This window comes from Mesorhizobium liriopis, from assembly GCF_024053505.1.
GTDB lineage: Bacteria > Pseudomonadota > Alphaproteobacteria > Rhizobiales > Rhizobiaceae > Mesorhizobium_B > Mesorhizobium_B liriopis.
Window position 1 is genome coordinate 262,393 of record NZ_JAMXQS010000002.1, and the last position, 12,251, is coordinate 274,643.

Sequence of the window (12,251 nt, forward strand, 5' to 3'; positions counted from 1 at the left end):
TCGGTCGCCAATGCGACCCTGAGCGGGCCTTGTCTTCCGACTAACTGCACGAAAGTCAGGCACCGACCATGGCACGAGGATGCGCGGCTGTCGTGCCCGGCAGGGCCATGCGCCGGAACGTTGCCAGCGCCTGCCCGACCACCTGATCCATGTTGTAATAGCGATAGGTGCCCAGCCGCCCGAGGAAGGATACATCGGGTGTCTCGTTGGCCAGCGCCTCGTAACGCTTGAAGAGCGCCTGGTTCTCGGGGCGCGGGATCGGGTAATACGGGTCGCCCTCGGCGCGCGAGAACTCGTAGGAAATGCTGGTTTTCGGGTGCACCTGACCGGTCAGGTATTTGTATTCGGTGATGCGCGTATAGGCCACCGACGGGTCGGGATAGTTGACCACGGCTGCCTCCTGGAAACGGCGGCGGTCTAGCGTTTCATGGCGGAATTCGAGGCTGCGATAAGGCAGCGCGCCGAAGCGGTGGCCGAAGAACTCGTCGATAGGGCCGGTATAGACCGTATGGCTCGCGAGGGCCTCGTCGCGGAGCTCTGCGAAGTCGGTATCGAGGCTGATATCGATGTTCTCGTGATCGAGCATGTTCTCGAACATATGGGTATAGCCATGGAGCGGCATGGCCTGATGGCTGTCGAGGAAATAGCGGTCGTCGGTGTTGACCCGCGTCGGCACGCGCGCAGTGACCGACTTGTCGAGTTCTGACGGATCGAGCCCCCACTGCTTGCGCGTGTAGCCTTCGAAGAAGGTGCGATAAAGTTCGGTGCCGACCTGGGCTATCACCACATCGCGCGAGGAGCGGATCTCGGGCACGGTTTCGGCACGCGCAGCGAGGAAGCGGGCCGCCGCCTCGTCGTCGTCGAGGCCCGCATCGTAGAGCGCGTTGAGCGTGGTGCGGTTGATGGGCATGGGCACGCGCTTGCCGTTGGCGACAGCCAGAACACGGTGCTCGTAATTGCGCCATTCGGTGAAGCGCGAGAGGTAGCGGAACACCTCGTCGCTGTTGGTGTGGAAGATGTGCGGCCCATAGCGGTGCACGAGAATGCCCGCCGCGTCCTGATGGTCGAACGCGTTGCCCGCGATGTGCGAACGCTTGTCCGCGACCAGCACGCGCTTGCCCGCCTCGCGTGCCAGCCGCTCGGCCATGACCGAACCGGCAAAACCGGCGCCCACCACCAGCACGTCATAGGGCTTGCGGCCGTTCGGCCGGCGCAAGGACGGACGGGGCATGGGCACGGCGCGCTTGCTGTTGCGTGCAACGGCTTCCGAGACGTAGCGCTCCATGCGGGCGAAGGTCTCATCCCAGGATTGCCGGGCGAGGAGCGCGTCCGCCTCGTCGCGCCACGCGGTTTGAACCGTGCGAGCCAGCATCGTTTTCACGGCGGAAACGAAGCCTGCGGCATCCGATGCGATCGCCACCGCATCCAGATGCCCGTAGGTGCGCACCACATCGGTGATCGGGGTCGAGACGACTGGGCGGCCTGCCGCCAGGAATTCCGGCGTCTTGGTCGGCGAGATGAAGCGCGTCGCCTCGTTGATGGCGAACGGCATGATGGCGCAGTCCCAGCCTGCGAGATAGGCTGGCAATTCGTTGTAATGCTTTTGGCCCAGCCAGAAGATGTTGGGCCGTTGTGGCAAATGGGCGGGATCGATCTTGACCACGGGGCCCACCATCACGAGCGACCAGTCCGGGCGACGCTCGGCGAGATCGGCGATCAGGCCGAGATCGAGGCGCTCGTCGATGACGCCATAGAAACCCAGACGCGGATGGGGAATCGCGGATTGGTCGGCCGGGTCAGACTGTTCGACCCGCGCCTGCCTGAAATGGGCGACATCCACGCTGGAAGGAAAGGCATGGATGTTGTCATGCGCGTGGCGCTTGGCTTCGAACAGGGAAACGCCGCCGGTGAACACTGCGTCGGCCGCCGTGATCAACTCCTGCTCGAGCAGCTTCAAGCGTTCGGGCGCGAAGCGGAAATTGGCGAGTTCGTCCATGCAGTCGTAAACGATCGCCGCCGCATCGACATGCTTGGCGAAGCCATACATCATCGGCGTGTAGAACCAGAGGACGGGGCGTTTGCCGCCGTCGAGCTTGATCAGAAGATCGAGCAGGCGCGCGAGCGCTTCCTCGCGTTGCGCCTCGTTCCACCAATGCGGCACGCGCGGGCGCACCGCCACAACATCCGTGCCTTCGAAAGGGTGATATTCAAGGTAAGCGAGTGGGTGATCGCAGGGGATAGGCTCTTCGAAAAAGAAGACCCGCCGGCCCTTCGAGAAGCGCTGCATCAGATGCTGGGGCCGTTGCAGCACGAAATCCCATCGCAGATGGGAAAAACATATCAAAGTATAGTCTGCCTTCGCCTCCGCTTCTTCCTCTATGGAAGAAATGTTGGCAGGGCGCAGGCACGTATCTCGCAGCATTCCATGCTCCGGGGAAGCGAATATTAACAAATGATATGCCCGTTCGCCCCCTCCCCGGAGCAATCAGCCTCAATGAGCTAGCGCGGATATTTCCAATGGAAAGGTCGGCGGCGGTTTTTATTAAATTCAAGCGCACGCGAACCGAAAAGAACGGTGCGCCGACGCTCAATTGTTAATGTGTCTCGCCGGTCCGGCACGTAAGCCATGTCGCCTTGCATGGAGGACCGTATGAGCCAGATCGTTGACACCGGTCGGATCACAGCCGAACTCGAAGCTCTCCAGAGCCAGCTCAACCAGCAAGAAGCGCAGTGGGCGAAGTGGCGGGAAGGCAATGCCTGCCTGACGAGCCAGCCCAGGGGCGAGGGGCTCCAGCAATTGCGTGACAGGATTCAACTGCTGCAGTATCGTCTTGCCAAGGTGAGCGGGGCCAAATCGAAGAGGTGAGCGATGGACGCCAAGGCCGAGCTCGACGCGCTCGAGGCAGAAGCCAATGAGCTGACGGAAAAGCTCAAGCTGGCCGAAACCCGGTGGGCCGAAACGGTTCGGACCCAAGGTGAGGAGACCGCCTCGCAGAATGGCGACCTGCACGAAATCCGCAACCGCCTTCAGATCATCCAGGCACGGTCCTTCAAGCTCAAGCGGGAACTCCAGGAAAGCCGGTAACTGCGCAAATCAGGCCGCGAGACTGCCAAGCCCGGCGGAGATCACGACAACCCGCACCCCGCAGCCGATCTGAATTTCCCACCCCCGGCCGATTCCGTGGGATTCGATGCCATCGGATCGTTCTTCCCGTTCTGCATCCCGTCAGTCGATCGTCAGTTGCCAACGCTTCGTAGCGACATCACAGGTTCCATCAAATGTGAGTGCGGGAGGTGCAATTCTCGCACAGGATCGGGACGCTCGGCCGTGAACCCAACCCAGCCGGGTAGCCCGGTGCCCGGTCGATCCCTGCATGTTCACGACCGGGCACCGGGCTTCTGATTTCGGATGCAGCATTCCAACAGGAATGCTGCTGCGGAACCCGGGCCTTGCTCCCCCTCGTGCTCGGGTTCCGCTGCTTTCATGCTGATACCCACTGCCGGCCTTGGGCCATCAGCGTCGCTTGCCGGCTGCAAACAGCGCGAAAACCGCGACGCCCGCGGTGGCGAGAACGGCGGCAGTCGTCATGGGATGCGTCTGCGCGCCCGTATAAAGACTGCGGCGCGCTTGAAGCGAAAGGTCGCCGCGGGCCGAGCCGTCGGTCGCGGGCCCGTAGAGCGAGCCCTCGCGCGGCCGGCGAACCGGTCCCGACGATTCCAGTTTTCCCGAACGTGACGCGCCCCAATCCATGAGGCTCGGAATCCGCTTGTTGAGCGAGCTCATCAGCTTGCCGCCGCTGCCGATATAATAGTCGCGCCCGCCATGCTGCGCCGCGTGCACGATGGCCGAGGCCACGTCTTCCGGCTGATAGACCGGCGGCGGCAAGGTCGGCTCCTCGTCGAGATAGTTGCGCGCATGCTGCGGAAAGGGCGTGTTGATGGCGGAGGGCTTGATGAGCGTCACCGAGATCGGCGCCTTCTCGGCCATCAGCTCCATGCGGAACGCGTCGGTGAAGCCCTTGATGGCATGCTTGGAGGCGGCATACATGCCCTGGATCGGCAGGGCGATGTCGGACACGACGCTGCCGAGATTGATGATCGCCCCGCCCTTGGGCTTGAGGTGTGCTGCCGCGATCTGCGTGCCATAGACGAGACCCCAGAAGTTGATCTCGAACAGCCGGTGGTGGTCCTCGTCGGACACCTCTTCCAGGCGACCATAGATGCCGATGCCGGCATTGTTGACCCAGGTGTCGAAGCCGCCGAAGGCTTCCGCAGTCCTGTCGGCAAGACGCTGCATGTCCTCGCGGCGGGACACATCGGTGACGACTGCAAGCGCCTCGCCGCCCTCGCGCCGGATGCGTTCGGCGATCTTTTCGAGCTCAGGCTCGTTGCGCGACGCCAGCACGACACGCGCGCCGAGCCGCGCGGCGTGAAGGGCCGTCGCGAGTCCGATGCCGCTCGACGCGCCGGTGATCACCATCACCTGTTCGGCGATGGGCTTTAGTGAAATGGACATTGCGGAAACTCGCCTCTCATGTGAGCGGGGGCGGAGACGCGTCACTGTCGTCCAAGGGCCGGATTGCTCCGGCTCCGCCCGTTCACGGCTCAACTTCTGCTGTCTGGCCGGGTTCCATCCGTGAGTGCGTATGGCTGCACCCGGCTCAGTGGTGCAGGTCGGCCGGCACGTCCTCGCTGCCTTCGGTGCGGTCGCGGAACACGGCGGCGCGCGCGAGCAGGATCAGGGTCACGGGTGTGGTGAGTGTGAGAAACAGCGCGATCAGCCCGTCGCGCAGAACCAGTTCGCCTTCGAGCAGCGAGAAGAACAGGATCGACGCGCCAACCACGAGGCCCATGCCGAGCGTGGCACCCAGGGTAGGCGCATGGACGCGCTCATAAAAACGCCTCAGGCGCAGAAGGCCGATGGCACCCACCAGCGAAAGGCCGGCACCGGCCAAGGCCAGCGCGGTGACGACCCAAGCCGCCCAGAGCGGCAGTTGCGCGGCGTCCGTCATTCGATCACCTCGCCACGCATCAGGAACTTCGCGAGCGCCACGGTGGCGGCGAAGCCCAGAAGGCCGATGATGAGCGCGGCTTCGAAGTAACTCTGGCTGCCGGCGCGGATGTTGAAGACCAGGATCAGGAGCATGCCGTTGAGGTAGAGCGTGTCCATGCCCAGCACGCGATCCTGCGCGCGTGGGCCCCACACGATGCGCCACGCGGCGATACCCATGGCGAGCCCCAGCATGACGAGGGCGATGCTCAGGCTCCAGAACAGAACCGCGTCCGCCGTCATGGGAAAATCTCCTTCAACAGTCGCTCATAGCGGTTGGCGATCAGGTCCTGCCATTCGTTCTCGTCCACGAGGTCGAGGACGTGCATCAGAAGCTGTCCGCTGCGCGCATCATACTGCACCCAGAGCGTGCCCGGCGTGGAGGTGATGATCACCGCGAGCATGGCGATGGCATAGGGGCTCTGAAGCGAAAGCTGCACCGTGATGAAGCCCGACACCCGCTCGCGGCCTCGGGGAGAAAGGATGATGCGCGCCACCGCATAATTCGAGCGCAGGATATCGACGAAAACGAGCCCGGCGAGCCGCAGAATGGCGCCCGGCGCCCGGATGCGCGCCTTTGGCGGCTCGAGCGTGCGCATGGCGAATGGCAGGAGAAGCCCGAGCAGCGCACCATTGAGCAGCGTGGCTGGCGCCACCGAGCCGTTCAGCACCAGCCACATGCTGAGGAGAAACAGCGAAAGCAGCGGATAAGGGAGAAGCCGGCTCATGGCGTATCCCCTTGCGGCGCATTGCCCGGTGATGCGTCGCCGTGCCAGGGCTGATGTTCCATCACCGCGCGCACATAGGCACCCGGATCGCGCAGCCAGGACACGGCGCCATCCGCATAGGCCAGCCCTTTCTCGCTCCAGAGCGTGAGCAGGATGCAGGCGAGAAGCAGGGTGGCGATGCCGGAAAACTCGACGATGCGGACCACGGGCAGCTTCGTGCCGTCGCCCGGCGTCCAGAGATAGGCAACGCCGAAGCGCAAGAGCGTCATCAGCACGCCGAAGCTCGACAGCGTCAGCACGGCGATCAGCGTCCAGGCGGCACCCGACAGCGAGCCCTCGCGCGGCAGGGCGCCGAGAAAGATGGTGAGCTTGCCGATGAAGCCAGCGAAGGGGGGAATGCCCGCCAGCAGCAGGCCGCAGATCAGGAAGCCGGCGGAGGCGAGCGCGATGGCAGCCGGAATGACCGGACCGTTCTCCTCGACCGTTGTGCTGCCGAAGGGGTCTTCATATTCGTCGGCGAAGACACGGGCGTCCGCCGCGAGCGCCGCTTCGGGCGCTTCGCGTTCGAGGATTTCGGCAAGCAGGAAAAGCGCGCCTCCGGCGAGGATCGAGCCCGCCATGTAGAAAAGCGCGCCGCCAAGGGCGGCATCGGTGCCGAAGCCCAGCGCCGCAAGCACCGTGCCCGAGGAAATCATCACGCAACAGCCGGCGGCATAAGGCAGGTTGCGCGCGGCCATCGCACCCGCCGTGCCGAACAGAACGGTGAGAATGCCGCCCACGAACAGCCAGTCGGCACCGAAGCCGGCGAAGGCACCGGCGTCGGTGCCGAACAGGAGAAGCGACAGGCGAAGCACGACATAAACGCCGACCTTGCTCAGGATCGCGAAAACGGCGGCAGCGGGCGCGCTCGCCGCCGCATAGGTGCGCGGCAACCAGAAGCCCAACGGCCACATCGAGGCTTTCACCAGGAATGCCGTGCCGAGCACCGCGCTGGCCACTGCGAAAAGCGTCTGGTTCTCTGGCGGCAGATCGGACAGGCGACGCGCGAGGTCGGCCATGTTGAGGGTGCCTGTCGCGCCATAAACGAGGCTGACGCCGATCAGGAACAGCATGGAGGCTGTGAGGTTGACCGCGACATAGGCCAGGCCCATCCGCACCCGCTTCTCGCCCGAGCCGTGGAGCAGGAGGCCATAGGAGGCGGCCAGCATCACCTCGAAGAAGACGAACAGGTTGAAGAGATCGCCTGTGAGCAGCGCGCCGTTGACGCCTGCGACGAGCAGCAGGAAGAAGGCCAGAAAGCGCGGTCCCGCCCACGCCCAGCGCGCCAGCGAAAAGAGCAGCGTGCCGAGGCTCAGGATGCTTGAAAGAACCAGCATCATGGCGGACAGGCGGTCCACCACCAGCGTGATCGCGAAAGGTGTGGGCCAGTTGCCGGGCACATAGACCCAGGCCGGCACGGCACTCCCCGCACTCACCGATTGCAGGAGAAGGGCGGATACCACGACGAGGGCCGCTACCGTCGCGATGGTGACGATGGCCTTGAGCCGCCGCCGATCTTCGTTGAACAGCAGAAGAAAGGCCGCTGCCAGCATGGGCAGGGCCACGGGCATCACCGCGAGATGGGCGCTCCAGCCGGTCATTCGCCGGGCTCCCTGCCGTCCACATGGTCGGAGCCCGAGAAGCCGCGAAGCGCGAGCAGGATCACGAGAAAAAGCGCGGTCAGCGCGAAGCCGATGACGATGGCGGTAAGAACCAGCGCCTGCGGCACCGGATCGGCATAAGTCGACGGGTCGACCGGCCCACCGCCTTCGAGCAGCGGCGGCGCGTCGGTTTTCAACCGGCCCATGGAGAAGATAAAGAGGTTCACGGCATAGCCGAACAGCGAGAAGCCGGCGATGACCTGGAAGGTGCGCGGGCGTAAGGTTAGCCAGACCGCCGAGCCTGCAAACACACCGATGCCGATGGCGAGCATGAGTTCCATCACACCACCTCCTCGAGCGGCGGAGCGGGCGGATGGGCGGGCGCCCGGTCGCGCGGCTTGCGCAGCGACTGGTGGGCGAGCGCAATCAGCACGAGCACCGTGGAGCCCACCACGAGGCCGAACACGCCGATATCGAACAGGATGGCCGAAGGGAGCGGTACGCGCCCGAGAACGGGAAGCTCTGCATAGCGGAACCAGGAGGTCAGGAAGGGATAGCCGAATATCCACGATCCCATGCCCGTCAGCGTGGCGATGCCTAAGCCCAACGCCACCCATTTGAGTGGGCGGATGCGCAGGCGATCTTCCACCCAGCGCGTGCCGGACGCCATATATTGCAGGATAAAGGCGATCGACATGGCGATGCCCGCTGCAAAGCCGCCGCCCGGCTCGTCATGCCCGCGCAGGAAGAGGTGGACGGCGAAGAGCACGATCACCGGAAAGAGCCACTGCATGACCACGCGCGGCACGAGCATCGTATCCTGCAGCGTGTCGCCGGGCTGGCGCGTTTCGTGGCGCTCGTCGGAGGCCCGCTGCACGCGCTGCTGCTCGGGCGCGGACAGCGAGTCCGCTCCGGGACGGAAGCGCAAGAGAAGCGCGAAGACGGTGAGGCCGACGAGACCCAGCACGGAAATCTCGCCCAGCGTGTCGAGCGCGCGGAAATCGACCAGCAGCACATTGACCACATTGCGTCCGCCGCCCTGCTCATAGGCGTGTTCGAGGAAGAACCTGCCGATGCCGTCGGGGGCGGCCGGCATGGTCATCACGCGGAACGCGATGGCCGCGGTAAACGCACCGAACGCAATGGCCACGAGGAGGTCGGATACGCGGCGCGCCTTGGCGCGGCGCTGTTCCGAGGGCGGGATATGGATCGCGTCCTGGCGCTTGGGCAGCCAGCGCAGGCCGAGCAGCAGCAGGACGGTGGTCACGACCTCGACCAGCAACTGGGTCGTGGCGAGGTCGGGCGCGGAGAGCCAAACAAAGGAGATGCAGCTTGCGAGCCCGGCACCGCCCAGCATCACTACGGCCGCGAGCCGGTGATATTTGGCCTGCCAGGCAGCTATGAGCGCGCAGCCGATGCCCAGCAGCCAGAGAACCACGAAACCCGGGTCGGGCGGCGTGAGCGTGAAACCGTTCGCACCAAGGCCCGACCAGAAGGGCAGCGCGGCAAGCACGGCAGCCAGAAGCATCACGAGAATGATGTTGCGCAACTGCGGCTGGAGGCGGTTCGTGCCGAACACCGAGGCGCCGCGCTCGGACGCCGCCGTCAAGCCGTTCATCACCCCATCGAAGATGCGCACGCCGTCGAAGGGCCGGAACAGGCGCGGGCCGCCATGCGGGTTGGTGTTGATGGGACGGCGAAACAGCACATAGAGCACAGTGCCGCCCGCCAGCGCGACGAGGCTCATCAGAAGCGGCAGGTTGAACCCGTGCCAGACGGCGAGGCTATAATAAGGCGTCGCCTCGCCCAGCACGGATTGCACGCCGGTGGCGAGGAACGGGCCGATCGTCAGACCGGGGATGATGCCGACCACCACGCAGATCAGCACCAGGAGTTCGATCGGAAAGCGCATCCAGTGTGGCGGCTCGTGTGGGGTGCTGGGCAGGTCTTGGGCGGGCGGCCCGAAAAAGGTCTGGTGGATGAAGCGCAGCGAGTAGAGCACGGCGAAGGTCGAGGCGAGCGTTGCGAGCACGGGCAGAAGAAGGTTGCGGTCGTAGTCGCGCGGATTGCTGACGGCTTCGGCCAGGAACATCTCCTTGGATAAGAACCCATTGAGAAGCGGCACGCCGGCCATCGCAGCCGCCGCCACGATGGCGAGCGTCGCGGTGATGGGCATGGCTTTTCGCAATCCGCTCAACCGGCGCAGGTCGCGCGTGCCGGTTTCATGGTCGATGATGCCTGCCGCCATGAAGAGCGAGGCCTTGAAGGTCGCGTGGTTGAGCGTGTGGAAGAGCGCCGCGACGAAGCCCAGCGGCGTGCCGAGCCCCAAAAGCAGCGTGATGAGCCCGAGATGGCTGATCGTGGAATAAGCGAGCAGGCCTTTCAGGTCGTGCTGGAAGATCGCCGCATAGGCCCCGATCAGAAGGGTCAGGATGCCGGCCGTGCCGACGATCGCATACCATTCCTCGGTTCCCGCCAGCACCGGCCAGAGCCGCATCATCAGGAAGATGCCGGCCTTCACCATGGTGGCGGAATGGAGATAGGCGCTGACGGGGGTGGGAGCCGCCATCGCGCGCGGCAGCCAGAAATGAAATGGAAATTGCGCGCTCTTGGTGAAGGCGCCGAGAAGCACGAAGACCAGCATCGGCAGATAAAGCGGGCTCCTCTTGATCTGGTCGCCCGCGCCGAGCACCACGTCGAGATCGTAGGAACCGGCGATATGGCCGAGAAGCAGCACGCCGATCAACAGACAGAGCCCGCCGGCGGCCGTCACCGTCAGCGCCATGCGCGCGCCGTCGCGGGCGAGCTGGTTGTTGTACCAGTAGCCGATCAGAAGGAACGAGAAGAGGCTGGTCAGCTCCCAGAAGATGGCGAGCTGCACGAGGTTTCCGGCCATCACCACGCCCTGCATCGCGCCCATGAAAGCGAGCAGATAGGCGAAGAAGCGCGGCACCGGGTCCTTGGGCGACATGTAGTAGCGCGCGTAAAGCACGACCAGCGCGCCGATGCCCAGCACCAGCACCGAGAACAGCCAGGAAAGCCCGTCGAGCCTCAGCACGAAATCGATGCCGAGCGAGGGCATCCAGCGGATTTCGTGGCGGACGGGGCCGTCGGTGATGTTCGGATAAAGCAGGATCGCGGAAACGAGACCGACCAGTGCCACGACCCAGGACAGCGCCGCCGCGCCATTGCGCGCATAGCGCGGCAGGAGCCCGGCGAGAACCGCCCCGACCCATGGTGCGAGGATCATCGAAAGAAGAAGCAGGTCGGGCCGGGCAAGAGTGTCGGTCAAACGCGTGCGGGTCCTTTCGAGGTCGTTTATCTCATCGCACCATCTCGAAGGCCTGCCCGAACGCGTTGAGGTCTCATCTTTTCATGTAGTGTTTTCGTCGCGCGGTGAAACCCTTTTGTGTCGAATCAACACACGCATATCGCATGCTCCCCCATCAAGACATGAGAGCGGTCATGGGAGATGCCTTGGACCTTCCCATTGAGATCGCTCCGGCTTCTGCGATGCCAGATCGTACGCAGCCTGTTTTGACGCCATTCTGGAGATGATTTTCTTCTGAGAGGAGCAAGGCGGGGAATGGGCTGGAAAGACGTTCCGCGTTGACCTCGATCTTTGGAATATTGTCTTTTGCGGGAGGCGGTGGCGGCGCCCATAAGAGGGAAGCCGGTGGAATTTTCCTCCCGTTTTTTCTGCCGGTGTTCCCCTCTGGAGGTTTCAACCTTCAAGACTTTGCCGGGCTGTCTCGCAGCCCGGCTTTTTTCTTGCCCGGCTTGAGGGCCGGGCGCCAGGCGCCTGCGCGAAGATCGTCCATTGACTTGAACCTTAAACGGCTTCAAATCTTCGCCCATTCCGAGGGGCGCACGTAACCGTGCTGAGATGGCGTTGAGCCAGCACCCTTGAACCTGATCCGGGTCATGCCGGCGTAGGAACGGAATGGGTGCCACGCGCCCGCTTTGTTTCCCGCTGTTTCGTGCCCGGTCGTTGAGTGCGGCGGGCCAGAGTGACACGAGGTTTCGGCAAGGCTGACAGGAAGTCGGGGGCATTGCCCCGGCCGCGCTTTTCTGCGGCTTTCCGCGTGATCGGCGCGACCTTGGGTGCGATCCTCGTCGTCGTTTTGGTCTGGCAGGCAGCGGTCTGGGTTCTCGATCCGCCTCCCTTCATGTTGCCGGCACCCTTGCGCGTCGCCGAAACGCTGGTTTCGCGCGCGCCCTTTCTGTTGCGCGAAAGTGCCGTGACGGGGATCGAGATCGTCTTCGGGCTGTTTTTCGGCATCGCGGCTGGTGCGCTGCTGGGCCTTTCGGTGGAAGCTTTTCCTCGCTTCGGCCGCCTGCTCTGGCCGGTTCTGCTCGTGCTTCAGGCGATGCCGGTCTTCGCACTCGCACCGCTTCTGGTGCTCTGGTTCGGCTTCGGGCTCACCTCGAAGGTCGTGATGGCGGCGCTCGTCATCTTTTTTCCTGTCGCGTCCGCATTCGCCGATGGCTTGCGGCGCACCGATCCCGATCTTCTGGACGCGACCGCGATGACCCAGGCCTCGCATTGGCAGTCGCTCTGGCATGTTCGCGTGCCGCTGGCTTTGCCAGCACTTGCCACCGGCATCCGGGTCGCGGCTCCTTTCGCGCCGCTGGGTGCCGTGATCGGCGAATGGGTCGGCGCATCCGGTGGCCTGGGCTTCGTGATGCTGCAGGCCAATGCGCGGATGCAGACCGACACGATGTTCGCGGCACTGGCCGTGTTGGCTGCCGCCACGCTTTTTCTTCGCTTTCTCGCCGATGCGCTGACTCGCCGGCTCGCCCCCTGGGCGCCTGAAACCCGCTAATTCCACT

Annotated in this window: 11 protein-coding genes and 1 riboswitch; of the genes, 3 read left to right on the forward strand and 8 right to left on the reverse strand. The window is 64.3% G+C overall.

Going from position 1 to position 12,251, the window contains the following annotated elements; translation table 11 throughout:
* Positions 1 to 55: 55 nt before the first annotated feature.
* Entirely contained in the window at positions 56 to 2,287 is a 2,232-nt protein-coding gene (glf, locus tag NGM99_RS04285) for a UDP-galactopyranose mutase (protein WP_252816911.1), read from the reverse strand.
* A gap of 363 nt (positions 2,288 to 2,650) precedes the next feature.
* Between glf and NGM99_RS04290 the strand changes: the two genes are divergently transcribed.
* Together NGM99_RS04290 and NGM99_RS04295 are read left to right on the forward strand one after the other, a co-directional pair.
* Positions 2,651 to 2,866 (forward strand): hypothetical protein, encoded by a 216-nt coding sequence (locus tag NGM99_RS04290; protein WP_252816329.1) that lies wholly within the window; start codon positions 2,651 to 2,653, stop codon positions 2,864 to 2,866.
* A gap of 3 nt (positions 2,867 to 2,869) precedes the next feature.
* Positions 2,870 to 3,085, forward strand: coding sequence for a hypothetical protein (locus NGM99_RS04295; RefSeq protein WP_252816331.1), 216 nt, complete (start codon positions 2,870 to 2,872; stop codon positions 3,083 to 3,085).
* Positions 3,086 to 3,514: 429 nt separating this feature from the next.
* Here NGM99_RS04295 and NGM99_RS04300 read toward each other — a convergent pair whose 3' ends face one another.
* The 7 genes from NGM99_RS04300 to NGM99_RS04330 all read right to left on the reverse strand — a co-directional run bounded on the left by NGM99_RS04300 (position 3,515) and on the right by NGM99_RS04330 (position 10,668).
* Positions 3,515 to 4,516 carry an SDR family oxidoreductase gene (locus NGM99_RS04300; RefSeq protein ID WP_252816333.1) on the reverse strand — a complete coding sequence of 334 codons (1,002 nt, stop codon included), beginning with the start codon at positions 4,514 to 4,516 and terminating at the stop codon, positions 3,515 to 3,517.
* Between the two features lie 145 nt (positions 4,517 to 4,661).
* Positions 4,662 to 5,012, reverse strand: coding sequence for a monovalent cation/H(+) antiporter subunit G (gene mnhG, locus NGM99_RS04305; protein WP_252816335.1), 351 nt, complete (start codon positions 5,010 to 5,012; stop codon positions 4,662 to 4,664).
* Positions 5,009 to 5,293, reverse strand: coding sequence for a K+/H+ antiporter subunit F (locus NGM99_RS04310; RefSeq protein WP_252816337.1), 285 nt, complete (start codon positions 5,291 to 5,293; stop codon positions 5,009 to 5,011). The genes mnhG and NGM99_RS04310 overlap by 4 nt, the downstream gene beginning before the upstream one ends.
* Positions 5,290 to 5,778 carry a Na+/H+ antiporter subunit E gene (locus tag NGM99_RS04315; protein WP_252816340.1) on the reverse strand — a complete coding sequence of 163 codons (489 nt, stop codon included), beginning with the start codon at positions 5,776 to 5,778 and terminating at the stop codon, positions 5,290 to 5,292. The genes NGM99_RS04310 and NGM99_RS04315 overlap by 4 nt, the downstream gene beginning before the upstream one ends.
* The gene (locus NGM99_RS04320) at positions 5,775 to 7,418 is read right to left on the reverse strand and encodes a monovalent cation/H+ antiporter subunit D (RefSeq protein ID WP_252816342.1); all 1,644 of its coding nucleotides are present in this window, start codon (positions 7,416 to 7,418) and stop codon (positions 5,775 to 5,777) included. Before NGM99_RS04320 ends, NGM99_RS04315 begins: the two co-directional genes overlap by 4 nt.
* Positions 7,415 to 7,759, reverse strand: a complete 345-nt coding sequence (locus tag NGM99_RS04325; protein ID WP_252816344.1) for a Na+/H+ antiporter subunit C — start codon at positions 7,757 to 7,759, stop codon at positions 7,415 to 7,417. Before NGM99_RS04325 ends, NGM99_RS04320 begins: the two co-directional genes overlap by 4 nt.
* Positions 7,759 to 10,668 (reverse strand): monovalent cation/H+ antiporter subunit A, encoded by a 2,910-nt coding sequence (locus NGM99_RS04330; RefSeq protein ID WP_252816913.1) that lies wholly within the window; start codon positions 10,666 to 10,668, stop codon positions 7,759 to 7,761. The genes NGM99_RS04325 and NGM99_RS04330 overlap by 1 nt, the downstream gene beginning before the upstream one ends.
* 602 nt (positions 10,669 to 11,270) lie before the next feature.
* Positions 11,271 to 11,374, forward strand: a riboswitch (TPP riboswitch).
* Between the two features lie 129 nt (positions 11,375 to 11,503).
* Here NGM99_RS04330 and NGM99_RS04335 point away from each other — a divergent pair.
* Positions 11,504 to 12,244: an ABC transporter permease gene (locus tag NGM99_RS04335; RefSeq protein ID WP_252816915.1), complete on the forward strand. Its 741-nt coding sequence runs from the start codon at positions 11,504 to 11,506 to the stop codon at positions 12,242 to 12,244.
* Positions 12,245 to 12,251 lie beyond the last annotated feature (7 nt).